At 30.6% G+C, this 24602-nt stretch carries 25 protein-coding genes; 7 read left to right on the forward strand and 18 right to left on the reverse strand.

All coding sequences use genetic code 11. The annotated features are described in order from the left end of the window. Positions 1 to 59: 59 nt before the first annotated feature. Entirely contained in the window at positions 60 to 1397 is a 1338-nt protein-coding gene (locus OREMA_RS18280) for a 3'-5' exonuclease (protein ID WP_018248546.1), read from the forward strand. 121 nt (positions 1398 to 1518) lie between these two features. Here OREMA_RS18280 and OREMA_RS0106945 read toward each other — a convergent pair whose 3' ends face one another. Then, entirely contained in the window at positions 1519 to 2412 is an 894-nt protein-coding gene (locus OREMA_RS0106945; RefSeq protein WP_018248547.1) for an MBL fold metallo-hydrolase, read from the reverse strand. Between the two features lie 299 nt (positions 2413 to 2711). On the opposite strand from OREMA_RS0106945, the gene OREMA_RS0106950 reads away from it, so the two are divergent. After that, positions 2712 to 3158, forward strand: coding sequence for a staygreen family protein (locus tag OREMA_RS0106950; protein WP_026188937.1), 447 nt, complete (start codon positions 2712 to 2714; stop codon positions 3156 to 3158). 576 nt (positions 3159 to 3734) lie between these two features. Beyond that, positions 3735 to 4517 (forward strand): hypothetical protein, encoded by a 783-nt coding sequence (locus tag OREMA_RS0106955; protein WP_018248549.1) that lies wholly within the window; start codon positions 3735 to 3737, stop codon positions 4515 to 4517. Between the two features lie 125 nt (positions 4518 to 4642). On the opposite strand, the gene OREMA_RS0106960 is transcribed toward OREMA_RS0106955, so the two are convergent. From OREMA_RS0106960 to OREMA_RS0106975, 4 genes are all read right to left on the reverse strand, one after another. Further along, positions 4643 to 5422 (reverse strand): tRNA 2-thiocytidine(32) synthetase TtcA, encoded by a 780-nt coding sequence (locus tag OREMA_RS0106960; RefSeq protein WP_018248550.1) that lies wholly within the window; start codon positions 5420 to 5422, stop codon positions 4643 to 4645. A gap of 275 nt (positions 5423 to 5697) precedes the next feature. Continuing rightward, on the reverse strand, positions 5698 to 6687 hold the full coding sequence (locus tag OREMA_RS0106965; protein ID WP_018248551.1) for an AIR synthase family protein: 990 nt from the start codon (positions 6685 to 6687) through the stop codon (positions 5698 to 5700). 37 nt (positions 6688 to 6724) lie between these two features. Then, positions 6725 to 7243, reverse strand: coding sequence for an ECF transporter S component (locus OREMA_RS0106970; protein WP_018248552.1), 519 nt, complete (start codon positions 7241 to 7243; stop codon positions 6725 to 6727). A gap of 198 nt (positions 7244 to 7441) precedes the next feature. Then, on the reverse strand, positions 7442 to 7987 hold the full coding sequence (locus tag OREMA_RS0106975) for a DJ-1 family glyoxalase III (RefSeq protein ID WP_018248553.1): 546 nt from the start codon (positions 7985 to 7987) through the stop codon (positions 7442 to 7444). A 197-nt stretch (positions 7988 to 8184) separates the two neighbouring features. Here OREMA_RS0106975 and OREMA_RS0106980 point away from each other — a divergent pair, with 197 nt between their 5' ends. Next, positions 8185 to 8415: a DUF1657 domain-containing protein gene (locus OREMA_RS0106980; RefSeq protein ID WP_018248554.1), complete on the forward strand. Its 231-nt coding sequence runs from the start codon at positions 8185 to 8187 to the stop codon at positions 8413 to 8415. Positions 8416 to 8933: 518 nt separating this feature from the next. On the opposite strand, the gene OREMA_RS0106990 is transcribed toward OREMA_RS0106980, so the two are convergent. After that, positions 8934 to 9584: a hypothetical protein gene (locus tag OREMA_RS0106990; protein ID WP_018248556.1), complete on the reverse strand. Its 651-nt coding sequence runs from the start codon at positions 9582 to 9584 to the stop codon at positions 8934 to 8936. A 406-nt stretch (positions 9585 to 9990) separates the two neighbouring features. Here OREMA_RS0106990 and OREMA_RS0106995 point away from each other — a divergent pair, with 406 nt between their 5' ends. Then, positions 9991 to 11274 (forward strand): glycosyltransferase, encoded by a 1284-nt coding sequence (locus tag OREMA_RS0106995; RefSeq protein ID WP_018248557.1) that lies wholly within the window; start codon positions 9991 to 9993, stop codon positions 11272 to 11274. A 162-nt stretch (positions 11275 to 11436) separates the two neighbouring features. Beyond that, the gene (locus tag OREMA_RS0107000; RefSeq protein WP_018248558.1) at positions 11437 to 12666 is read left to right on the forward strand and encodes a glycosyltransferase family 2 protein; all 1230 of its coding nucleotides are present in this window, start codon (positions 11437 to 11439) and stop codon (positions 12664 to 12666) included. 13 nt (positions 12667 to 12679) lie between these two features. On the opposite strand, the gene OREMA_RS0107005 is transcribed toward OREMA_RS0107000, so the two are convergent. From OREMA_RS0107005 to OREMA_RS19045, 8 genes are all read right to left on the reverse strand, one after another. After that, positions 12680 to 13525: a DUF7164 domain-containing protein gene (locus OREMA_RS0107005; protein WP_018248559.1), complete on the reverse strand. Its 846-nt coding sequence runs from the start codon at positions 13523 to 13525 to the stop codon at positions 12680 to 12682. A gap of 70 nt (positions 13526 to 13595) precedes the next feature. After that, positions 13596 to 14369: a sulfotransferase family protein gene (locus OREMA_RS0107010; protein WP_018248560.1), complete on the reverse strand. Its 774-nt coding sequence runs from the start codon at positions 14367 to 14369 to the stop codon at positions 13596 to 13598. 650 nt (positions 14370 to 15019) lie between these two features. Further along, complete coding sequence (rfbD, locus tag OREMA_RS0107015) at positions 15020 to 15856, reverse strand: dTDP-4-dehydrorhamnose reductase (RefSeq protein WP_018248561.1); 837 nt, start codon at positions 15854 to 15856, stop codon at positions 15020 to 15022. Positions 15857 to 16006: 150 nt separating this feature from the next. Beyond that, on the reverse strand, positions 16007 to 17089 hold the full coding sequence (gene rfbB / locus OREMA_RS0107020; protein WP_018248562.1) for a dTDP-glucose 4,6-dehydratase: 1083 nt from the start codon (positions 17087 to 17089) through the stop codon (positions 16007 to 16009). A gap of 35 nt (positions 17090 to 17124) precedes the next feature. After that, complete coding sequence (gene rfbC / locus OREMA_RS0107025; protein ID WP_026188938.1) at positions 17125 to 17694, reverse strand: dTDP-4-dehydrorhamnose 3,5-epimerase; 570 nt, start codon at positions 17692 to 17694, stop codon at positions 17125 to 17127. After that, on the reverse strand, positions 17687 to 18574 hold the full coding sequence (rfbA, locus tag OREMA_RS0107030) for a glucose-1-phosphate thymidylyltransferase RfbA (protein WP_018248564.1): 888 nt from the start codon (positions 18572 to 18574) through the stop codon (positions 17687 to 17689). Before rfbA ends, rfbC begins: the two co-directional genes overlap by 8 nt. Before the next feature lie 146 nt (positions 18575 to 18720). Next, positions 18721 to 18921 carry a hypothetical protein gene (locus OREMA_RS19040; protein ID WP_018248565.1) on the reverse strand — a complete coding sequence of 67 codons (201 nt, stop codon included), beginning with the start codon at positions 18919 to 18921 and terminating at the stop codon, positions 18721 to 18723. Between the two features lie 349 nt (positions 18922 to 19270). Further along, the gene (locus tag OREMA_RS19045; RefSeq protein ID WP_018248566.1) at positions 19271 to 19624 is read right to left on the reverse strand and encodes a hypothetical protein; all 354 of its coding nucleotides are present in this window, start codon (positions 19622 to 19624) and stop codon (positions 19271 to 19273) included. A 123-nt stretch (positions 19625 to 19747) separates the two neighbouring features. Between OREMA_RS19045 and OREMA_RS19115 the strand changes: the two genes are divergently transcribed. After that, complete coding sequence (locus OREMA_RS19115) at positions 19748 to 21097, forward strand: hypothetical protein (protein WP_018248567.1); 1350 nt, start codon at positions 19748 to 19750, stop codon at positions 21095 to 21097. A 429-nt stretch (positions 21098 to 21526) separates the two neighbouring features. On the opposite strand, the gene OREMA_RS18290 is transcribed toward OREMA_RS19115, so the two are convergent. The 4 genes from OREMA_RS18290 to OREMA_RS0107065 all read right to left on the reverse strand — a co-directional run bounded on the left by OREMA_RS18290 (position 21527) and on the right by OREMA_RS0107065 (position 24263). Next, positions 21527 to 22009 (reverse strand): protease complex subunit PrcB family protein, encoded by a 483-nt coding sequence (locus tag OREMA_RS18290; RefSeq protein WP_018248568.1) that lies wholly within the window; start codon positions 22007 to 22009, stop codon positions 21527 to 21529. A gap of 93 nt (positions 22010 to 22102) precedes the next feature. Then, on the reverse strand, positions 22103 to 22624 hold the full coding sequence (locus tag OREMA_RS0107055) for a chromate transporter (protein WP_018248569.1): 522 nt from the start codon (positions 22622 to 22624) through the stop codon (positions 22103 to 22105). After that, positions 22611 to 23174, reverse strand: coding sequence for a chromate transporter (locus OREMA_RS0107060; RefSeq protein WP_018248570.1), 564 nt, complete (start codon positions 23172 to 23174; stop codon positions 22611 to 22613). The genes OREMA_RS0107055 and OREMA_RS0107060 overlap by 14 nt, the downstream gene beginning before the upstream one ends. 267 nt (positions 23175 to 23441) lie before the next feature. After that, positions 23442 to 24263 carry a sigma-70 family RNA polymerase sigma factor gene (locus tag OREMA_RS0107065; protein ID WP_018248571.1) on the reverse strand — a complete coding sequence of 274 codons (822 nt, stop codon included), beginning with the start codon at positions 24261 to 24263 and terminating at the stop codon, positions 23442 to 23444. Between the last annotated feature and the right edge of the window lie 339 nt (positions 24264 to 24602).

Below are 24602 nucleotides of genomic sequence, written 5' to 3' on the forward strand. Positions count from 1 at the left end.
CTAATAGACAAATAGCCTTCTATGTTATAATCTATAATATAAGAGAAAGGAGTTCTAAAATGTTAAAATATATTAAGCTAAAAAAGAAATCACTTAAAAAGACATTAGAGTTTACAAAAAATAAATTTTTCGAAGATAAATATAATAAGTATAAAGAAATCGATCAAATGATCTCACTATGGAATGAAACCTATGATTGGAAAACCAGTAAAAATGAGCTATCTGAACAACTAGAAGATCTATTAGAAAATCAAGAAAGTAGATCAAAAATAGAAAAAGAGATCTATACCGATCTATATAATATATTAAAATCTGAAGAAAGGCCCAAGTTTTATGTTGGTATAGGAGAGAACAATCCACCACAAGAAATAACAGAACTTATGAGCAAAATAGCGCAGAAATTAGAAGAAGAAGGTTATATTTTGCGTAGTAATAGTAGTGGAATAATATCGAAATCCTTTGAAACAGGTGTTAATAATTCAAAAAATAAAGAACTATATTTACCCTCACAAAGTTTTGAATATACTCTTGATTTTATTGATAAATTCAATTTAAAAGATATAGATGTTGAAAAAAATAAAGATTTATTAGCTAGAATACCCTATCAAATTTTAGGAATTGATTTATGTACTCCTTGTGACTTTCTAATCTGTTGGACTAATGATGGTTGTATTAGTCATCAGGAAAACAATTCTAAAAAAGGAATTACTGCTCAAGCTATCTCTATTGCTAATTATTATGGAATTCCTGTCTTTAATTTAGAAAAAGAAGAACATAAGAAAAGATTAATCAAATTTATCGGTGGCAAAGAAGAAGATCAACATATAGGTCAACAAATTATAAAAGATGATCATCCAGTAACTAAGAATAAATTCATAGTTTTTGACCTAGAAACTACAGGAACAAGTAATCAAGATAAAATAACCGAAATTGGTGCTATAAAGATTGAAAATGGCAAAGTTGCAGATATTTTTAGTAGTTTAGTCAATCCTAAAAGAAAGATAAATTCATTTATTCAAAACTTAACAGGTATTACAAATGAAATGGTTAAAGATGCCCCTTTTATTGAGGATATACTTGATGAATTCATAGATTTTGTAGAAGATAGTATCCTTATCTTCCACAGTCCTAGTAATTTTGATCTTAGATTTATAAATAATGAATTAACTAACTCTAATAGAGCTGTTTTAAAAAATGATTACTTAGATACAGTAAGACTAGCTAGAAAGATCTTGCCTCAGCTAGATAGTCATAAGCTGAATATAGTAGCTGATTATTTGGACTTAGAATTTAACCATCATCGCGCTACCGATGATGCCTTTGTAACAGCACAAATCTTTGGTAAATTAGTTGCTTTAGATCAAACAGGATATATTAAATCAGAGTTAGAATCGTAAATAAATAAAAAAGTTTTACTAATTAATTCAAGCCACAGGTTTAAACCTGTGGCTTATAGGAAAAAATTTAATTTATTAAATTTTTTTATGTTATATTTATTAACAAGCAACTATTAATTTATTATTTAAGTTCCCAATATAAATAGTTATCAACAATATTATTCCTTAACTTATCTTCTTCATACAAATAAGAAAGATAAGCCATAACTACCGTCTTCATCAGATAATATTGTTGACTACCTTTAAGTTCTAGTGAATATTTATCACATAATTCTTTAAAGACCTCTTCAGTTCTTTTTCTGCTGCTTAAAATCTCTAAGATAGCAGCTTCAATCTGATTAATATAAGCTAGATTTTGATCAGAAATTTCTACAATATTATCAATTTCTCTAATATGTGAAGAAATATATATATCATAATTACTCCTCTTAAGAAAATTTAAAGTAGCCTTCTGTTTTCCTATATCCATATAATAAAGCAGTTTATGCTTCTTAATTAATTCTTCTGAAAAGATGGCATCTCCACAGAATAATACACCTTCTACTCCAATACCAATTTGATTTACAGAGTGGCCCTGCAAATTAACTACCTCTAGCTCCAAATTATCAAAGATTAACTTATCTTCCTGTTCAGCTATTACATAGTCAACTTCAGAAGGATCAGACATTAAGAATTTATTCTTTAAATCTCCAATAGGATTAGCGCCAGAAAAGAACGTTAATGGCTCTAAATACGGATATTTAATTACAGCTGATTCCATTCTAAAAGCATATACTTCTGCTCCTGTCTTCTTCTGCAAATAAGCATTAGCACCATAGTGGTCAGCATGACTATGAGTATTAATAATCGCCTTCAATTTAAGATCATTCTCTTCAAGTATCCTTAAAATCTTTTTAGCTATACTATCATCTAAGCCAGAATCAATTAAAATAGCTTGATTATCATCCTTAATAACTCCTATATTTGTCTTAGCCTTGATATAATAAACATTCTCTGTTAATTTTTTTAATTTCATTTTATCCTACCTTCTTTCTTATAATTATCCCAGTTTAAAGCAAAATTTAATGGATATAGTGCGACACTTTTCGGTGTTAGGGCTTAGGAGTTAGGGTTTATCTAGTTCCTATGTCCTATGTCCTATGTCCTATGTCCTATGTCCTATGTCCTATGTCCTATGTCCTATATCCTATATCCTATATCCTATATCCTAATTCTATTCTACTTTTTCATAGTTATTAGACAGGTCAACAATGCACTAAATAATTTTAAATTCATAAACTAATATAAATAGTATTTAAAAAGGAGGTTTAGAAGCTGAAAAGATTAAATCCTGATAAATTATTTGTAGAGTTTAGAGATGGAGTTACTCCGACAAATCCTATCATTTCTAGGAAATATACATTGACCCATTCTGATGTCACAGCAGAACTATTTTTAACTATCGGACTAAGTTATGCTTATGACAAAATTTCTCCAATGAGAGATGAGGTTCTAGCAGAATGGACCTTATCGGATAATCAATATATACTTAAAGCTACTGTGCAAGTAGATAATAATGGTGGCTTTATTAATTCAGCAGTTCGAAACAGAATTTTTATTAGAGAACTTCCCTTGGCTTTAGAAGCTATTGTTTATGGTGATAAAGAACTATTTAAAGCTCATCCAGTCTTAACTCAAGCACCGATTTATATACACTTTGAATCTGTTTACCCCTATTTTGATCGTAAAGAATACTGGGGGACTCCAGCAGACTATCAATAAACTATAATAAGAGATCACCTCGCATCTTCTAAGTTTAATTTGCTTATATAGATGTCCAGTTTAAAGTGACACTTTTAGGTGATAGGCATAGGTCATAGGAGTTAGTGAGATCTTTCTATGTCCTAGCTCCTAACTCCGAAATTGTCGCTTTATCTATATATAATGATATATTTGAATTTCATTCTAAAGGTTGAAGATCTACTATAAAAGGACAGTAAGAAGTGACACGCTAGATTCTGATAGCTATAATATAGTTTTCTGATTAAAAAATAATTAGCTATTCTTTTAATTAATATTTCATTATTAGCTACAATTCCCCTTCATTTATACTTTAAATTTTAGTGTTTTTATAGGCTCAAGCTGATTTATCTAAACAAAATATCTAATTTCTTTATCATTGTTACTTCTTTATTATTAATGATCATGCAACTTTTGAATACAATAATAAATATTCTTTAGTTGAAGAGAATTGAATGGTCGAAACTTCCATAACTTTTCTTCCTCTATCCTGTTACAATTAAATATATCTATGTAAATAGCTAATTATATAAAAGTTGAAAGGTTGTGATCAATATAATGAATAAAAGATTATTATCATTACTTGTAATTCCTATTCTAATCACCTCTTTATTTTCTACTGCCACACTAGCCAAGAAAAATAAAGGAAAGAAATTTAAAAATAAAGGGCATAAGAAGAAATTCTATTCAAAAGATAAAGATACTAAATTCTTAACAGATAACTTTAGGGTTGAACAGGAGAAGATAGATTATTTTGCTAGATTAGGCTTAAGCTCTGAAGAGATGAGTTTGATATTTTATCTATACTCTGCTTCTAATCGACCTATAACTAAGAGTGAAATCAGCTTTATTGTTAAGAACAAAGCAGATTGGAGTAAACTAGCATGGTATTTTGGAATCCCACCTATTATTCTTGAAGATGGAATCTTAAGATTTAAGCATCCAACCCATTCAAGACTTTCACTACCCTTAGGTAGAAAAAATTATAGTAGGGAGAGAAGAGGCAGATTCAATGAAAAAATCAGCAGCAAAAAAAATAAATATGAATATACATATGAAGATAAAAGATTAGCTATTCAAAAAAAGATTGAAATTAAGAAAAATAAGTATGAATATAAGTATGAGAACAAACATTTCGGTATTATAGAAAGGTTAGAAGTAAAATACCCTGCTAATAAATATGAGTATTCCTATTATAATAGGAATACTGGAGAAAGAATTAAGAAATCTGGAAGAGGTAAGCCATTTAACCCTAGTCATTTCTATAGCAAACTAAAGAAAGAAAAAGAAGAGAAAGATAATAATATCAACTTCTCTGTTAATATAGATATTGAGTTATAGATATCTAAATTTAGAATAGATATTAAATTATTATTAGTTGAGGTATAAGCAGATCCCCCTCTTAAATTAAGAGGGGGATCTTTATTAAGTGGAATAGCTTGTAATTCACATAGTTAATATAAAACCTAAACTCTATTCCACAACTTTCTGCTTCGTTCCAATATCTCTTTATTATTTAATTCCTCTGGCCATAACTCTATCTTATTTCCTTCTCTCATAGCTGAAGCTACGTTATAAAAGATCTGTTGGCTATCATCAAAACTTTTAATCAGCTGTTTAATCTCTTCTCTCTTAGTTTCACCATCATGGGGACAAGGACTAGCAACTGGATTATACTCAGTAATTTCCTTAGCCTTTATAATCTCTTCTTCTCGTAAATAAATCAAAGGTCTAATCACATGAATATCACTATTACTCAAATAACTTTTAGGCTCAAAAGTCTTTATCTGTCCAGAGTAAATAATACTCATCAAAAAGGTTTCTACAGCATCATCATAATGGTGACCATAAGCAATCTTATTATAGCCATGTTTACTCATAAACTCTGAAATAGATCCTTTACGAAAATAGGCACATTTAGAACATGGGTTCTTAGTATTTTCATCAGTAATTACATCTGCTATCTTAGTCCTTTCAATATGGTATGGTAGATCTAGTTTAGAACAATATTCTTCCATCTCAGAAAAATCTGCATCATCTTCAAAGCCTAAATCAATGGTCAAGGCACTAACTTTAAAATCAATCGCCATACTCTTCTGTAAAATAGCCAAAGCATATAATAAAAATGCGCTATCCTTACCACCTGAAAATCCAACTAAAATATTATCTCCTTCTTCTATTAAATCAAACTCTGCTATAGCCCTTGAAATTTTTCTATTATAACTTTTAGGTAATGATAACTTCATCAATCTGCCTCCCATTCAACTTCTTTTTTAAGTAATTATTAATTTCTCAAAACAAGTATATAATATTATCTAATTCAGTACAAGAATAATTTAGATTTCAAAGCTCAGCTAAATATAGGACACTATGTAGAAAGCTATAAAGATTCCATATCAATAATGTTAAAAGCAAAAAATTAGACAAAAAACAATAGGATCTAGACTGATAATTCAATGAACAATTCCAAAAAATAAAAAGAGATAGCACCAATTAGTACTATCCACTATCATTTATAAATTTAATTTTCAGCTAAAAATCTCCATAGTTCATCTTGAGGTGCATTAGTAAGCTTGATCTCTTCTTTTTCTTTTTTAATTATTCTATCACTTTTAGTAATCTTTCCTATAATTGTAGCCTTAATTCCCTCTGACTTTAATTCTTTGACCAATTCTTGACCACAAGCAGTTGTAATTATCATCATCCCTGAGCCAATTAAATGATAAGGATTAATCTCCAACTTCTCAGCAATAGCCTTTGTCGCCTTATGAAGTGGAACTAAATCTTCTTCAATTATAAATCCACATTCTGCTGCTATTGACATTTCAAAAACTGAACCATATAAGCCACCTTCAGTAACATCATGCATTGCACTAACTCCAAATTCAGCTGACAATAGCCCTTCAGCCATAACACTTAATTCTTGGCTTAATGCTTGCCCTGCTTGTAATAATTCATCACTAACACCTAAATTCAATAAGCTTTCATAATAATCATTAGCTAAAATAGCTGTCCCTTCTAAACCAGTCCATTTAGTAACTACAATATCATCACCTACTTTGGCTCCAGAAGAGGTAATATATTTTTCTTTGGTAGTTTTACCTATTGCAGTACAAACTACTAAAGGCTTATCTACAATATCAGTTACTTCTGTATGTCCTCCCAAAATATCTATCTCTAGCTTTTGAGCAGCTTGATTGATATCTTTAATAATTGCTATAATCTCTTCTTCGCTAGTAGATGGTGGAACTAATAAAGCTTGCTGAATACCAATAGCTTTAGCTCCATTAGCAGCAATATCATTACAAGCTACATTAACTGCTAAATTTCCCATCCCTTCCTTAACTCCAGTAATAGGATCTGTAGACATTACAGCAACAAATTCTCCAAAATCAATTACTGCAGAATCTTCTCCAATTTTGGGTCTAACTAGTACATCTTGATTACTTGTTGAAATTTGATCTAAAATTAATTCCTTTAAATTTCCAATATCAATCTTACCAGCTTTCATTAATATCACCTTTCAAAATATGAATTATAAATCATCATTAATTTTCTTTAATTACTTTGACAATACTTGTCTTTAAAATAGCAAATATAATAGGATAAGCAATTACTCCTCCGCCAATAGCTTGAATAATATTCCCTCCTACACTATCTAAAGGAGCTAGCCAACTTCCTTTTAAAATTGCTCCTCCAAGATAATAACCTGCTACCATCCAAGTTCCACCAACTAATACTGCTATAATATCTCTAATTTCAAAAGAACTTTCACTAGTCTTCTCAACAGCAATTTTACCTACAATAAAGCCTTCTAACCCTTTAATAATCAGAGTTGGCAAAGCCCAGTGAGTATAGCCTAAAAATATATCAGCTAATGCAGAACCAATTCCACCTGCTAAAAGCCCAAATCTTGATCCAAATAAAATAGCAATCATAAAGATCATACTATCTCCAATATTAATATAGCCATTTGTAGCAGGCATAGGTACATTAATAGTCATTGTTCCTATAGTTACCAAAGCAATTAATAGTCCACCTAATGCTAAATTCTTAGTACTTTTCATCTTATTTTCCCCTTTCTGATGTATATTATTGTTTTTTCTCAATAATAGCACAAAAAAATTGTACTGTCAAAATTTTATGAAATTAGCATAAATGAACCCATACAGTTTACATTTTATAACTTTTTTCTATAATAAAAACAATACCACGGTTTTTAACCGTGGCTACTAAAATCTTTGGTTCTTATTTAATTTATGCGACTAGAAATTACTTATCATCTCTGCTTTAATTTCTTCTGCTTTTTCTTTATTTACTAAAAGCTCTACAATTTTTAAAGCAAATTCTAAAGCTACCCCAGGCCCACGCCCTGTAATTAAATTATCGTCAACTACAACTCTATCTTGGAGATAAGTACAAGATTCCATCTCTTGACCAAATCCGGGATAACTAGTAGCTGGTCTATCCTTTATCACTCCTGCTGCCTCTAAAACTATTGGAGCAGCACAGATAGCTGCAATTAATCCATTTTTTTGATCTAATTTCTGTACTATATTAATAATTCTTTTATCATCTCTTAAATTAGCAGCTCCTGGCATTCCTCCAGGTAATATTATTCCTCCAACTTCTTCTATATTAAGCTCATCTATCTTCTTATCGGCTTTAATTATAATATTATGCGCTCCTTTTACTTCTAAACCCTTTAAAGAAATAGTCTCTACTTCTACTCCGGCTCTACGCAAAACATCAATATTAGTAATTGCTTCTATCTCTTCACAACCATTAGCCAATGGAATTATAATTTTCATTATTATAAGCTCCTTTCATTTATATTATTATCATCTTTCTTCTATTTTATAATTAATATCTTCTTTACTCATAAGGAATTTCCTGTTTATTCATCAAAACGCATGGAATATCCTTGCTCTATTATATTAATATACATCTTATATTTCCTAAGCCAAAGGATATCCTATTAATGTATTAGAGAGGAGGTGAAAAGTTAATGACAATAGGTCAAGATTTGCATCAAGCTCTTAATGGATTAGAAGGTGCTAGAGTTACTTTAGAGGGATTTGCTCAAAGTACTCAAGATAAGATGGCACAAGATATGTATAATAAGCAAGCTCAACAGGTTGCAAATGTTGTAAATGAATTACGAAATCGTGTTAATTATGTTGAAAGCCAAGAACCTCAATTTAAAGTGGGGCAAAATGAACAAAATAAAAAACAATAAGAATTTATAATAGATAATATATATAGGACACAGAATTAATTCTGTGTCCTTCTGTTATGAATAAAATTAATTGCTAATAGAAAGACTAGCTTTAAATCATCAAAAGGAGTAGATGCTATGCTAAATCTATTAAATCAAATTATTTCTTCTATTATCAAATTAATCTTTTATTTATTAGTTCTTAGTTTTATCTCTATATCTATTTATTATTTCTTAAATAATAACTATACTCTCCAACATTTGATTATTAACACAACTGCTAATTTATATAGATTAAATAGCTTAATAATTTTAAACTTTTTTATTTAATAACTTATCTCCACTTAAATTAAGTGCTTTCTGATAATATTCACTTTGAGAATGATTAAAATGATTTTTTGATATTATTAAATTTAGCTATTCTATTTTTTATTTTATTTCTAGTCATAAGTGACTAAGTTATAATTGTATTATACTAAAACAAAAAAATTCAGGAATATCCTGAATTGAAAAGAAATAATTACTTGGCTTTAGTCTTATTAAAATTTAATATCTAATATAACTCCTGTTTCAATCCCACTGAAATCCATATTTTTCAGTCTTGGATTTTCAAGCCCTACCTTAAGTCTTCTATAAGCAATTCTAGCTTTCAAGCTAATAATATTGAGATCTATTGGAGCCTCTAAACCTAGCCCCACTTTAAAACCATAAGCACTATTAGACTCAGATATATCATCTATTCCCTTGAGCCTAAGATTGGCTGAGTATAGACCTCCACTAATTTGACTGGATAAACACTGATTAAATCTATAGCTAATCGTTCCCAAATAACCAATTGCCGAGGCTTTTGCTAAATTATTAGCATTATCAGACTTAGCTATAATACACTCTATTTCTCCACCTACAGCAAGATCTTCTGATAACCACTTTTTACACCCTAGAAATATACCATAGCCTAATTCTAATTCCTCAAGCTTCTTATCTTTTATATAGTTATTTATTTCTGTTAATGAATATTGATTTAAACTAAAACCTCCATATCCTTCAATAGATCTTCCTTCTTTTAAAATTATCTGTTTCTGCTCTATCTGATTATCTATTATAATCTTTAATTCCTTGGCTTGCAAGGGCATATTTAACAGTAATAAGGTAGTTAATAAAATAGCTAGGATAATTATTAATTTTCCCATCTTATACCTCCTTATTACACTCTTAATATTTAATTTTAAATTTCAAGGCCAAAGGATCTTCTATAAATATCCAATTACAAAGTGGGAATTAATGGATATATTTTGGGCTTTAGGTGATAGGAGTTGGGAGTTAGTTTTTCCTAATACCTAGCACCTATCTCCTAGTGCCGAAAATTTCTCAATCTCTATCTATTTAATTATATTCTAAAGTTACCCCCTTTAATTTTACAATTAATACCATGCTTTGTTGGTTAATTCTCTATCTGTGTAAAGGGAGATAAGAGCAATTATCATCTAATAAATTTCCAATAAATTCTTAAAATCAACTCTATCCCAAACACATTATTTAATAATAACTTTAATATAGATATATTATGAATTAGATAGAATAAAGGAGGAAGGTCTAATGAAAGTGGCTATTTTAACGATGTTCAATGGACTTAGTACTACCTATTCTCTAGTAAATGTAGTAGCTGAACAATTAAAAATGCTACTTAATAATAACATTAAAACTAAAGTGCTAGTTAGTGAACATTGTCCAGATAATGATCGTTATGGAATCTTTAAAGATGAAAGAATTGAATGGGTTAAGGTTAGTAATAGTATTGATGGTGAACAGATTCATTGGCATGACTATTCTCAAGCAGAAGGAAAAGTGCATGAAAGCTTCTTCGATGAAGCTGAGGTAATAGCAGAAGATTTAGTAAATAAATTATCAGATGTAGACTTTTGTATTATGCATGATATCCACTATCAAGGATGGCATTTAATACATAATATAGCTATTAGAAAGGCACAAGAAAAATTACCTAATCTAAAATTTATTGCTTTCACTCATTCTTTTCCTGCTAATCATCCACCAAAAAAGGATTGGCCTTTATCTGCCAGATACAGCCCTATGCCTAATACCACCTATGTCTATCCTACTTATTCCGGAATCCCTGCTCTTGCTAAGCAATACGCGGTTCCTGAAGGAAGATGTCGTGTGGTGAATAATAGCTTAAATCTCTTAGAAGATATGAGTGAAGAAATTCAACTTATCGCTGAAAATTTTGATATTTTCTCGTCAGATATTTTAATAGTATATCCTGGTAGATTGACTACTGGCAAAAAGTTTGAAAAGGTTGCTGCTCTTGCAGGAGCCATTAAAACCCAATCTGAACAAGATGTTAAAGTCATCTTCTGTGATTTCAAATCTGCCGATATTAAACCAAAGCTTTATAAAAGAATTATAAAAGAGTCAGGTTTTTCTTGTGGTTTAACTGAAGAAGATATCTTATTTACATCTGATATAGGATATCCTCACGGTATTCCTAGAAAGACAGTTTTAGAATTATTTAGCTTATCTAATCTCTTCATCTGTCCTTCTTATTCAGAATCCTTTGGTTTGACAGTGCTTGAAGCAGCAAGTAGGGGTAATTTCCTGGTCTTAAATGAAGCTGTGCCGGCATTAGAAGAGCTTGGCAAGAAACTCAATGCTTACTTTATGAGATGGGATGCAAGAAATTATGGCTTCGATACTTCAGAAAACTATCAACCATCAGAAGAAGCTTATTATCAAGAACACGGAGAGATAATAGTAAATATGATCAGACAAAACAATGTACTCTATGCTAAGACTATGGTTAGAAAACGATATAGCCCACAATGGATTTGGAAGAATCAGTTAGAACCACTTTTAGAGAAGTAGGTTTATATTTTAGGGTACTATTAGTTAGGTTATAGGAGTTAGGGGTAGGTAGTTTTTCCTAATACCTAGCACCTATCTCCCATCTCCAAAACTGCCCTTTTATCTTACTAAGGAGATAATATATGCATTAAATTGAATTTAAAGAGATAAGGAGGTGTAGAAATGCCTTATTATAGTTTTTTTATCCTATGTTATAACAATTGGCAAATGTCTAAAGAGGCTATCAATTCTCTAATCAACTCCCTAAATGATAAGCATAAAGAAAGGGGGATTGAATTAATTATTGTTAATAACGGATCAACTGATGAAACAGCTAGTGGTATTGAAAAATTAAAAAAATATTATAAAAATAATCCAATTGAAATTATAGCTGTTAATTTAAAAGAAAATATGGGATATCCAGTAGGTATTAATCTAGGTTTAGCAGAATGTAGAGGAGAAATTATCACAGTCTTAAATAATGATTTGATCTTTCCACCAGGTTGGTTTGATGGATTATCCAATACTACAGAAAAAAATGAAGATATTGGAATGGTTGCTCCATATCTCTCCTATGCCTGTGGTCCTCAGAATGTAGGGGTTAAACTTGATAGTTTTAAAGAAATATGCGACTTTTCTAATAAATTCATCAAAAAAAACAGTCAAAAAATCACCTATCCTCTACGTATTATTGGAGCTTGTTATACAATCAAAAGAGAAGTCTATGATAAGATTGGCGGTAATGATTTGTGGTTTGGGATTGGAATCTGTGATGATGATGATTTATCACTTAGAATATCACTAGCAGGATATAAATTAGCCATCACTGGTAGTTCTTTTGTCTATCATCTAGGAACCATTACTTTCAACCAAGAAGTTCACCACCTTAATTGTGCCTTAGGAGCAAACCACCAGAAGTTTTCATTGAAATGGAATTTAAAACCCCATGGGAAATATAAATCTAGAGAAGATATTATTGCTAATCTGGCTTATAATCGAAAAGAGCATTACTTTCCTATAAAAATAGAAGAGTTTGCAGAACTAGAGCCTCCCTTAATAGATCAAGTTGAAGATAAAGATAGATTACTATTAATAGCTGATTGGAATAATCCTAGATCACAGTGGAAAAATACATTAAACTCAGCATTAGAACAGATATCTAACACAGAGAAAATTTATATCTGGATACCGAAGAATTACTTCTTAACTGAACAAGTATCAACAAAAATAAAAGCAACTATAGAATTAGAACAGATTGAATCTGATTCTATTAAGTTTTTTTATAAAAAACTAAGCCCTTTAGCTTTATTAAAATTTTTGAACTCCTTTGACTTTATCTTAAGAGTTAATGATGATTTCATTAATCGATATATAGCTTATTTAGCAAGAGAAATATCAATACCACTTATCTAATAAAAACCATAGCTTATAAGCTATGGTTTTTATCTTTGGATTTTAAAGCCATATATAAACAATAATTATTAACTTTATCAATATCTAAATTTTCTATAGATAGATCATCATAATTTCCTGCTTCAAACTGAAACTTAGAAAACATATTATTAGTATGCCAACAATGAATATGAGGATGATTAGCAATTGACTCATCAGAAGCACTACCATAATCGAGTTTTCTACCATCAATCTTAAATTCATCTACCAAATGATTAACTGCAAGCTCACAACTATACATAGTTGTTACTCCAGCATACCACCCAGGCCATGCTCCTTCACTATTTTTAAAATCATGGGTCAATAAATATTCTGCTATTGATACTGCTAAACGAGAAACTTCCCTTAGTAATTTAGCTTTACCATAATGGGTTGAACCTAGATTATGAACTCCTTGATGTCTAAGTTCAAAATGATTGGCTACCCTTCTAATATTTTCTCTTACCTCATCATTATTTACATAACCACCTTGACCTACTGTATATAAGTCAGGATAAAATGAATTCCAAGCTGGGGTTAAGAAAGTATCTGCATCTGTTCTTAAGATAAGATCATATTCATCTAAAAAATCAGCTTGCTCACCAACTAAACAGCTAATTGAGTTAATAAATCGATAGTTTAAAAATTCCGGTGGATCTCTTAAAATATCATATTCCACCTTAATACAATCCTGTGGTATCCATCTTAAAGCATCTTCAGTAGCAAATACTACTAAGTCTGTATCTTTACTATTTATATATTTATAAGATTGATACAAAGATCGGAACTGTAACTTAAGTGATCTTTTATCTTCAACAAATACAACTACAGCCCTTCGCAAAGTTAGCCCTCCCTTCTTATAAAAATAGTTATCATCTCAACTTCTCTTCTTACTTAATAAAATAAATCACCTAGTTATATCCCTCTATATCTTCATAATAATAATCAGCCTTATGCCTTACAACTTTCTCAATCTCTTGACATTCTTGTGCAGAAAGTTCTAAACGCCATTTATTCAATGATGCTTCTTTAACTCTAGGTCTTGCTAAAGGGATAGATAACTCTAAAAATTCATTGAGTTTATTCAATTCCCTTTCAGTCTCTACTATAAGATCTCTATAATAAACTACATGTAATTTAGATCCTAAAATATCCTGTAAATATTCTAAACGCTCTTTATGAGCCCTCCATCTCAAAGCACATTGAGTTGTTATTGATAGATCTTCATATTGTTCTACATTAGATTTATCAATCCCTAAAAACGAATTAGGTACAGGAAAATCACGCCAGTTCTTATGCCAATAAAGTACTCCTTGATGCTTTAACATACTAGCAACTGTAGCATAAGGATTTCTTTGAATAGCAATAAAAAAAGCTCTTGGGAAAATCTGTGCTAAATCTTCAGCAAGCCATAGATTTGGGTGACTCTTATCTAAATAATCTTTTGGAAAAGATTTTTTTGCTTCTTCACAATATAACTTAATTAATTTAGGGAAATTTTCTGCTCTTAAATCTTCATTAAGAGCCATCTTAGTTACCAAATCAAATATAATGGGCTCTTCAATAGTAGCTCTTATATTAGGATGATTTGCTAAAATGTAAGCAAGCCAATGTGTACCTGATCTACCAGTTCCTAAAATAAAAATCTTTTTATTTCTTATATTCTCATCTTGCAGAATAGTCATCTCCTTACCTCTCCTTACTCTTTATAATTTAGTTTTACTCTCCAAACATTTTAAACTCTTAAAAACTCTATTATATATCCAAGTAACTAGTAACTAATAACAAATGACAAGTTAAGTTATTTACTGCTTAGTCTTCACTTGTCACTAGTTACTGAAATGTCGCTTTATCTATAAATTTCATTCTAAAGTGCGATGACTATATAGATGTCAAACCCTAAAGTGAAATAAAAACAAAATCAAAAGATAGTTAACCACAGATACACACAGATAAAATATAAATTCAAGAAATAATAAAAAACTACACATCTGAAGAGAAGTATAAAAATTAAAATCTCACCAAGGGTTATTTTAGGCTATGCCAGGTCGAATTATCGGTCAAACCCAAAGAGATAGTTTTTATCGACTGAGTAATTAGTCTTGAAGTAAATGATTATAAATATACACCAATAAGAGTAGTAAAAAGATAGACTATGAAAAATATTGATTATTTATTAGTGATAATTCGTGTAGATTAGTGGTAAAAATAATGCTTTCATCTATTCCTCCTTCCTAAGAGATTATAGTATCTTCTTGATAATTTTTATTAATCCAACTAACAAAAATATTAAGCAATTATAAGACCAATCTATTAATCAAATAAAAATTTCACTTTAGCCATTATGCAAATAATCTCTTAAAGCAACCTTCCAATCTCTCATCTGATATCCTAGTCCCTGTTTTAAAGAATAATTATTTAAAGCAGAATACTTTGGTCTAGTGGCTGCTCTGATAAATTCTTGAGAGCTTACAGCATTTACTTCAATTTCTATATTGCTATACTCGAAAATCTTTTTTGCAAATTGATACCAAGATACTTCTCCTACATTAGTCAGATGATAAGTTCCATATAGTTTACTTCCAATCAATTCTTTAATGGCTTGAACTAAATCTTTAGTATAGGTAGGAGATCCTATCTGATCATTGACAACAGTTAAAACATCTTCTTCAGTAGATAGCCTTAACATTGTTTTGACAAAATTATTACCATATTTCCCATATAGCCAAGCAGTTCTAACGATAAAGTACTTATTTACTAAACTCTTCACAAATTCTTCGCCTGCTAACTTGCTTTTACCATAGATATTAAGTGGGTTAGGGCTATCAAACTCACAATAAGCTTTACCTTTCTTACCATCAAAGATATAGTCACTACTAATATAGATCATTTCAGCATTAGATTCTTGACAGGCAACTGCTATATTTCTACTTCCATAAGCATTTATCTGATAGGCTAAATCTATATTTATCTCACAAGCATCAGCATCTGTGTAAGCAGCAGTATGAATTACTAAATCTGGGTTCAAATCAACTATCTTAGCTATGGCTTCTTGAGCAAAAGTAATATCTAGCTCTTTTTTATCCCAAGCATAAATTTCATAGTCCTCTTCTAAGGATAACTTTAACTCTGTCCCCAGCAAACCACTTCCCCCAGTAATTAAAACTCTCATCATTCTCACCTGCTTAATAATTTTAAAATTTAAAACAGAATTAAACTCAATTACAGATTAATTAGCACTAATAAATGATCAAAAATCCTTTATACTTTAAAATATTATAAATTAATTCTCAAATATTTAAAAATTGTATCTTTCTATCAATTATATTTCTGTCTTTTTAAGATCATTCACACCAAGATTTTTATTCATAATTTTTTCAGGTTGATAAGATCTTTGATATTCTCCATCTTGAACCCTTCTCCACCAATCTTCATTATCTAAATACCATTGAACAGTCTCTTTAATTCCTGTTTCAAAGCTATATTCTACCTCCCAATCTAAATCATTTTTAATCTTACTAGCATCAATAGCATACCTGTAGTCATGGCCTAATCTATCGCTGACATAAGTAATCAAAGAATCTGATTTATCAAGTAACTGTAAAATAATTTTGGTAATTTCAAGATTTGTCCTTTCATTATTAGCACCAATATTATATACTTCTCCACTCTTGCCTTGTTGCAATACTAAATCTATTGCTTGGCAATGATCTCTAACATAAATCCAATCTCTTATATTCTTACCTTCACCATATATAGGCAATTCTTTATCATCTACAGCATTAGTAACGAACAAAGGGATTAACTTTTCTGGAAATTGATATGGGCCATAATTATTAGAGCAACGAGTAATATTTATTGGTAGATTATAAGTTTGATGATATGCCCTAACTAGCATATCTGCACTTGCCTTGCTTGCAGCATAAGGACTATTAGGAGCTAAGGCAGTTTCTTCACTAAAATATCCTTCACCTTCTAAAGAACCATAAACTTCATCAGTTGAAATCTGAAGAAATTTAACCCCTGCTCTATAATTACTGCCATCTACCTTCCAAAACTCTTTAGAAATATCTAATAAATTTTGAGTTCCCAATACATTAGTCTCTATAAAAAGCTGTGGGTCTTTGATAGATTTATCCACATGGGATTCTGCTGCAAAATTTATTAGATAATCTATATTATATTCGGCAAAAATATATTCAATCAAATCTCTATTAGCAATGTCACCTTTAATAAATTTAATTTCATTCATAATATATATTAAATTATCAAGGTTACCGGCATAACTAAGCTTATCTAATACAATTAGTTTAATATCTTTTCTGGTATTATATTTTTCAAGCATATACTTTACAAAATTGCTACCGATAAATCCCGCACCACCAGTTATTAGATAACTCTTCATTTTACCCTCCTTAATCTAATTAATAATTAGCCATTCTAATCATTAGCTTTATATTCTTTAAGTGTAGGTAAGTTCTTATCTTTATCAGATAATATTATCTCTCCTTCTTTAATCCCATATTCTTCTAAAGGCCAATCTATAGCTAGATCACGATCATTCCAGATAATCCCTGTAGCATATTCTGGATAATAATAATCAGTTGTCTTATACATAAATTCTGCTTCATCACTTAATGCTATTAGCCCATGTGCACATCCTTCAGGTATATAAAGCATCTTTCCCTCTTCCTCTGATAAAATAATTCCATAATATTCTCCATAACTTTTTGAATCCTCTCTTAAATCAACTATTACATCATAAAAAATTCCCTTTATCACTCGAGCTAATTTCCCCTGGGGATGTTCAGTCTGAAGATGTAGACCTCTTAAGACTCCCTTCTTAGATTTAATATGATTATCTTGAACAAAGTCGAGCTTTAAGCCAATATTTTTAAATTCTTTTTTATTGTAAACCTCTGTAAAATTGCCTCTTTGATCTTTAAAATTAATTATTTCTATAAGATATAGCCCTTCTATAAATGTAGTTATCTTACTAAATTTATCTATTTCTTTCACCCCTTTCTCCCTTGCTAATTGACATCAGGTATTTCCCATAGTCGCTTTTAATTAAAGGCTTTGCTAGCTTCTCTAAGTTATTGTAATCAATATATCCTAACCTATAAGCAATCTCCTCAATAGAAGCTATACAAAATCCCTGTCTTTTTTGAACAGCTGCTACAAAATTAGCAGCATCTAAAAGGCCATCATGAGTACCTGTATCCAACCAAGCCATACCTCGGCCAAATAGTTCTACCCTTAGCTTTCCTTCCTCTAAATATAGTCTATTTAAAGCTGTAATCTCAATCTCTCCCCTAGCTGAAGGCTGTAGTTGTTTAGCTTTGTCTATGACTGTATTATCATAAAAATATAATCCTGGTACTGCATACGATGATTTAGGGTGATCAGGTTTCTCTTCTAAGGATAATACCTTCCCCTCTTCATCAAATTCAACAACACCAAATCGACTTGGATCTTTGACATAATAACCAAATATAGTTGCTCCACTTTTTAAAGAAGCTGCTTTTTTTAATATTTCGCTAAAACGTTGACCATAAAATAGATTATCTCCTAAGATTAAAGCTACATTATCATCTGCTATAAACCCTTCTCCTATAATAAAGGCTTCAGCCAAACCTTTGGGCTCTTTTTGTATCTGGTAGGATAAACACAAACCTATCTGGCTCCCAGCTCCTAACAACTCTTTAAATACTGGTAAATCTCTGGGAGTAGAAATAATCAATATCTCTCTTATCCCTGCCAACATAAGTACAGATAAGGGATAATAGATCATTGGTTTATCATAAACTGGTAAGCTCTGCTTTGATAGAGCCTTGGTCAAAGGATATAACCTAGTTCCTAAACCACCTGCTAATATTATTCCTTTCATTGACCCCCTTCCTCCCCTTGTATTAATCTCTTGTTCTGCTATTATATTATTCAGAATAGAAGATACTGTGAATATCTCTTATAGACTAACAAAAAAGGTTTCTCACCAAATAATTTGGGAAAAACCTTTTTAGTATAATATTATAATCAAGGACAATCACTAATTATTACTTGGCCATTTGTAACTGATACTAGGCCGCTATTATAATCAGCATCTGGACTTCTAAAAATTATCATCTCCAAAGTATCTGGACTATCGGAAAGAGTCAAACTAAAAGTTCTATTTGCTACAAAAGTCCCACTATTATTTGGATCGCCGTCATATTCTTGACCTATACCTTGAAGCAATACACCTTCCTCTATACATACCATAGCTGTTATCTGAGTAATTAGAAGATAAATTATTCTCTGAGGTACAGTATTATCTTGATCTCTAGCTTGATAAAAACCTAAATCTCCAGTGATTGTTCCTCCACAGTTACAGATTGGATTCTCATCACTTCCTATACTAAAAGAGACACTTTCCCAAGGTTGAGCACCAGTTAAATTCCCACCACTTCCCTTGACACAGCATTGTAATGGCGCTTGGGTTGTTGTGCTGGTAGTACTAGTGGTGCTAGTTGTCGTACTAGTGGTGCTAGTAGTAGTACTAGTTGTTGTACTAGTTGTTGTACTAGTTGTTGTACTAGTTGTTGTACTAGTTGTTGTACTGGTTGTTGTACTGGTTGTTTGTACTTGTAGTAGTACTGGTTGTAGTAGTTGTCTTTTTTTTCTTTTTTACCTTACTAATAGCACAGATACATGAAATTCGAATAAACATTACTTCTTCACAATTACCATTAACAGGAATCAACTTAACATAACAGTCATCAATTACATCACATATAAAACCTACAGTTCTGCAGCAACAACTACTTGAATCCCCTATTTCACATTGACCACCAGAAGTAGTTATAATCTCAACTAATCCTCCTAATTCAAGTCTCTTTAATAATCTTATAAAATCATCACACTTAGCCTTAGTTCCACAACAAGATTCAATTTGATCCATTATTTCACCTCCTCTGTTATAAATAATCTTAATATTGTAAACCAGATTCTGCTTTTGTGATCATTCTTTTCTACAGAATCTGGTTATAATTATGGTGCTGATGTTGTTGTGGTGGTAGTACTAGTGGTACTAGTGGTTGTAGTAGTACTAGTAGTTGTACTTGTAGTTGTACTTGTAGTTGTACTTGTAGTTGTACTAGTAGTAGTACTTGTCGTGGTACTAGTAGTAGTACTTGTCGTGGTACTGGTAGTAGTACTGGTAGTTGTGCTTGTAGTTGTGCTTGTAGTTGTGCTTGTAGTTGTACTTGTAGTTGTGCTTGTAGTTGTACTTGTAGTTGTACTTGTAGTTGTACTTGTAGTTGTACTTGTAGTTGTACTTGTAGTTGTACTTGTAGTTGTACTTGTAGTTGTGCTGGTTGTTGTACTTGTAGTTGTAGTTGTACTTGTAGTTGTACTTGTAGTTGTACTTGTAGTTGTACTTGTAGTTGTACTTGTAGTTGTGCTGGTTGTTGTACTGGTTGTTGTACTGGTTGTTGTACTGGTTGTTGTACTGGTTGTTGTACTTGTTGTTGTACTTGTTGTTGTACTTGTTGTTGTACTTGTTGTTGTACTTGTTGTTGTACTTGTTGTTGTACTTGTTGTTGTACTTGTTGTTGTACTTGTTGTTGTACTTGTTGTTGTACTTGTTGTTGTACTTGTTGTTGTACTTGTTGTTGTACTGGTTGTTGTACTGGTTGTTGTACTGGTTGTTGTACTTGTTGTTGTACTTGTTGTTGTACTTGTTGTTGTACTTGTTGTTGTACTTGTTGTTGTACTTGTTGTTGTACTTGTTGTTGTACTTGTTGTTGTACTTGTTGTTGTACTTGTTGTTGTACTTGTTGTTGTACTTGTTGTTGTACTTGTTGTAGTACTGGTAGTTGTACTTGTGGTAGTACTTGTTGTTGTGCTCGTAGTTGTACTGGTAGTTGTACTTGTGGTAGTACTTGTTGTAGTACTGGTAGTTGTACTTGTAGTAGTACTAGTAGTAGTACTAGTAGTTGTACTAGTAGTTGTACTAGTAGTTGTACTAGTAGTTGTACTAGTAGTTGTACTAGTAGTTGTACTAGTAGTTGTACTAGTAGTTGTACTAGTAGTTGTACTAGTAGTTGTACTAGTAGTTGTACTAGTAGTTGTACTAGTAGTTGTACTAGTAGTTGTACTAGTAGTTGTACTAGTAGTTGTACTAGTAGTTGTACTAGTAGTTGTACTAGTAGTTGTACTTGTAGTAGTACTTGTCGTGGTACTGGTACTGGTAGTAGTACTGGTAGTTGTGCTGGTAGTAGTACTGGTTGTTGTACTTGTAGTTGTACTTGTAGTTGTACTAGTAGTTGTCTTAGGTTTTTTTATCTTTTTGATACTACAGATACATGAAATTCGAACAAATATCACTTTTTCACAACAAGAATCTTCATCACTAGGAATCAACTTTACATAACAATTATCAACTACATCACATATAAACCCAACAATTTTACAACAGCAATTGCTTGATCCTCCTATTCCACAATCTCCTCCCGAGATAATAGTAAGTTCAACTAAACCTCCTAATTCAAGTCTCTTTAATAGCTTTATGAACTCACTACATTTAGTTTTATTTCCACCACAACATTCAATTTTATCCATTATTCCACCTCCTCTTTTATAAAATAACTCTTTTATAAGCTAATACATAATACTCCTTATTATATAATTGTGTGAAAAATATGGTATTATTTTTTCTTTTCTCTATTTTAGGCAAGATCAAACTTATTAATATTTCACTTTATTGCTCAAAGATCTAAAAAACTATAAAAAAAATAAGCTGGCACCTGTTAAATACAAGTACCAGCTTATTTTTAAAATTTTCCTTTAAACGAAAATAATATTATAAATTCTTTTCCTTTAACTTATTGCCCTTTTCAGATATAAAAATTACTTTTTTTATCTTACCTAGCTCTTCTAAAGGCAATTTAACAATATCATAAGGATAAGTTATAATTTGAGTAACCATATCTGTAGGTGCAGGACCTACAGCCTTTACAACTACCAATAATTTATTATCTTTCTTTCTAACCTGTTTAATCTGGATTCCATAACCACCGCTAGGCCGCTCACCCAAAGTGATATAAATAGCTAATTGATCATCTAATCGAAGTCCTTTAACACCTCTTAATTCTTCTTGTAATTGAAGCAAATTATTATCATCAATTAAAACAAATCTACTATCTTCAGGATAATTACTCTCTTGCCATTCTCCCTTTAAATCTTCAGTATTTTTATACAATAATTCACCTTCCTGCAATAAATTTTGATTACACCCTGTTAGTAGCAAAAACAATAATAGCACCAATGTTATTTTACTTTTCATTTGGATAATTACTCCCCTATTTTAATTTTAGACTTATAATATCAAATTAATTTTACGAAATTGTGACAAAAAGCAACATCTTAGCTAACTATTCTATAATAGACCCAAAATTAATCCTAATAACGCCGAAGTTATAATTACCGCTATAGGATGTAGCTTTAGTTTAACCAATAATATTAGAGCTACTACCCCAATTACAACTCCATTAATATCCAAAATAACCTCTTGAGCAATAGAAATAACAGCAGCCATTATTAAACCAACTACAGCTGGCCTTATCCCTTGCCATGCTCCTTCTACTAATGGATAATCCTTAAATTTATTCATTGCTGTTGCTACAATAGTAATAATGAACAAAGACGGACTAATTACTCCAAAAGTACTACATAAGGCCCCTATAATCCCCCCTACTTTATATCCCACAAAAGTAGCAGTATTGATTGCTATAGCACCAGGTGTCATTTGTGATACGGCTACAATATCTACAAATTGATCAATGTTAAGCCATCCATGAGCAATCATCTCTTCTTGAATTAATGGTAGCATAGCATATCCACCACCAAAAGTGAATAGACCTATCTTAAAAAATATAAAAAACAAATTAATTAGTACCATTCCCAGACTCCCTTGTTTCATTAATTGAACTAATTGCTCCAATTACTCCAGCAATAATAATTAAAATAATTGGACTAATCTTAAAATATAAAACCCCTACCAGCATTCCAAATGTATATAAGATACTAGTGTAATTATTAATTGCTTTTTTACCCATTCTATATCCTGCCCAAAAGATTAAAACAACTACAGCAGACCTAATACCTGTAAATAATGAATTAAGCACACTATTATCTTTTAAATTAAGAAGTAATTGAGCAATTGAAATAATAATTACTATAGATGGTAAGCTCATCGCTAAGGCAGATATTAATGCTCCAAAGATTCCTCTTAATTTATATCCTATAAATAGAGAGGAGTTAATTGCTATTATCCCTGGTATCCCCTGTACAATAGCAATTATATCAATAAATTCATCTTCACTAAGCAGCTTCTTATCTTCAACAAATTCTTTCTCAATTAAAGGCAGCATTGCATAACCACCACCAAAGGTAAATCCACCTATTCTAAGAAAAATAGAAAATAATTCTTTTAACCTTATTTTATTCATGAAAAACCCTTCATCTCCTCATCTATAACATATAAAAAGCAGACTATTTAGTCTGCTTTTTATTACTTTACCTTATATTATTGCTTATATAATTTGATTATATTATAGATTTTACTTTCTTTCAATCTACTAAAGATATTATTATCAAATTATAGTATAAATTTAATAATAATCTTCAATGATCTGTTATTTGAGATCAATTAATAGTTTAATATTAAATTATACAAATAATATCACAATTACCCAAGTTAATTGATAATATATCAATTAACTTGCCATAGTCAAATAACTATCTACATTACGATTATAATTTAATGATTTTAACTTATCTAATGCTCGATTAAGCAATTGTCTAATCCTTTCTCTAGATAATTCTAATCTATCTGCTATTTCTTGGAAGGTTCTTTCCCTACCATCTTCTAAGCCAAATCTTAATTTCACAATCCTTTCTTCTCTATCTGTTAAATAGCCTAATAAGTTATCTAAGACACTTTTTAAATCATCTCTTAAAACAGTTTCTACTAAATCAAATTCACTAGGGATTAAAGCAAATAGATCATCTTCCTGCTGTTCTCCAATTTTATGATCTAATGAAGAGATATCTTGACCTAACTCCATCAATTCATATACTTCATCAATAGATAAAGCCAACTCTTCTGCTAACTCTTCATAACTTGCTTCACGCTGTAATTTACTTCTCATATATTCCTGCGTTCTTCTAAGCTTATTAATCTTATTTTGAATCTGAAATGAAAGCCTAATAGTTCTTCCTTGACGCTTTATAGCTCTACGAACCTTCTGTTCGATCCACCAAGTAGCATAAGTACTAAATCTGTATCCTTTAGTATAGTCAAACTTCTCCACAGCAGTAATTAATCCAATATTACCTTCTTGAATTAAATCTAATAATTCCAAACCTTGTCCAGTATATTTCTTGGCAATACTTATTACCAATCTCAAATTATAAGCAATTAATTGATCTCTTGCCTCAGCATCTCCCTCAGAAATTAATGATCCCAACCTTCTCTCATCTTCTCCACTTAGTAATTCATGTTCTGTTTCTTTAAAATATATATTAGTTAAATTCATATTCATCATCTCCCCTTAATTAGTATAAGTAAAAATTTAGCCTTACAATATATACAAAATACAACTAGCTGACTTATTAATAAAAAAGTTATTTCGATTAGAAATTAAATTATTATTCTTGATTCTAAATTAATTATAAATAATAATTTTTACGAAATTATGACATAATTAAAACTTTTTTAATTTATTTAGAAATTTTATTATTTAATATAGCTTTATAAGCATTATAGATGTCCAAATCTAAAGTGACAGTTTTAGGTGATAGGTCATAGGTTATAGGAGTTAGTAAGTTCTTCCTACCTCCCACTTCCTATCTCCTATCGCCGAAACTGTCGCAAT

This window comes from Orenia marismortui DSM 5156 (assembly GCF_000379025.1).
Taxonomy (GTDB): domain Bacteria; phylum Bacillota; class Halanaerobiia; order Halobacteroidales; family Halobacteroidaceae; genus Orenia; species Orenia marismortui.

Coding starts and splice junctions, on each gene's coding strand:
- OREMA_RS18280 (WP_018248546.1), top strand. CDS start 60: ATGTTAAAATATATTAAGCTAAAAAAGAAATCACTTAAAAAGACATTA.
- OREMA_RS0106945 (WP_018248547.1), bottom strand. CDS start 2,412: ATGAAATTAAAAAAATTAACAGAGAATGTTTATTATATCAAGGCTAAG.
- OREMA_RS0106955 (WP_018248549.1), top strand. CDS start 3,735: ATGAATAAAAGATTATTATCATTACTTGTAATTCCTATTCTAATCACC.
- OREMA_RS0106960 (WP_018248550.1), bottom strand. CDS start 5,422: ATGAAGTTATCATTACCTAAAAGTTATAATAGAAAAATTTCAAGGGCT.
- OREMA_RS0106965 (WP_018248551.1), bottom strand. CDS start 6,687: ATGAAAGCTGGTAAGATTGATATTGGAAATTTAAAGGAATTAATTTTA.
- OREMA_RS0106970 (WP_018248552.1), bottom strand. CDS start 7,243: ATGAAAAGTACTAAGAATTTAGCATTAGGTGGACTATTAATTGCTTTG.
- OREMA_RS0106975 (WP_018248553.1), bottom strand. CDS start 7,987: ATGAAAATTATAATTCCATTGGCTAATGGTTGTGAAGAGATAGAAGCA.
- OREMA_RS0106980 (WP_018248554.1), top strand. CDS start 8,185: ATGACAATAGGTCAAGATTTGCATCAAGCTCTTAATGGATTAGAAGGT.
- OREMA_RS0106990 (WP_018248556.1), bottom strand. CDS start 9,584: ATGGGAAAATTAATAATTATCCTAGCTATTTTATTAACTACCTTATTA.
- OREMA_RS0106995 (WP_018248557.1), top strand. CDS start 9,991: ATGAAAGTGGCTATTTTAACGATGTTCAATGGACTTAGTACTACCTAT.
- OREMA_RS0107000 (WP_018248558.1), top strand. CDS start 11,437: ATGCCTTATTATAGTTTTTTTATCCTATGTTATAACAATTGGCAAATG.
- OREMA_RS0107010 (WP_018248560.1), bottom strand. CDS start 14,369: ATGACTATTCTGCAAGATGAGAATATAAGAAATAAAAAGATTTTTATT.
- rfbD (WP_018248561.1), bottom strand. CDS start 15,856: ATGAGAGTTTTAATTACTGGGGGAAGTGGTTTGCTGGGGACAGAGTTA.
- rfbB (WP_018248562.1), bottom strand. CDS start 17,089: ATGAAGAGTTATCTAATAACTGGTGGTGCGGGATTTATCGGTAGCAAT.
- rfbA (WP_018248564.1), bottom strand. CDS start 18,574: ATGAAAGGAATAATATTAGCAGGTGGTTTAGGAACTAGGTTATATCCT.
- OREMA_RS19045 (WP_018248566.1), bottom strand. CDS start 19,624: ATGGATCAAATTGAATCTTGTTGTGGAACTAAGGCTAAGTGTGATGAT.
- OREMA_RS18290 (WP_018248568.1), bottom strand. CDS start 22,009: ATGAAAAGTAAAATAACATTGGTGCTATTATTGTTTTTGCTACTAACA.
- OREMA_RS0107055 (WP_018248569.1), bottom strand. CDS start 22,624: ATGGTACTAATTAATTTGTTTTTTATATTTTTTAAGATAGGTCTATTC.
- OREMA_RS0107060 (WP_018248570.1), bottom strand. CDS start 23,174: ATGAATAAAATAAGGTTAAAAGAATTATTTTCTATTTTTCTTAGAATA.
- OREMA_RS0107065 (WP_018248571.1), bottom strand. CDS start 24,263: ATGAATTTAACTAATATATATTTTAAAGAAACAGAACATGAATTACTA.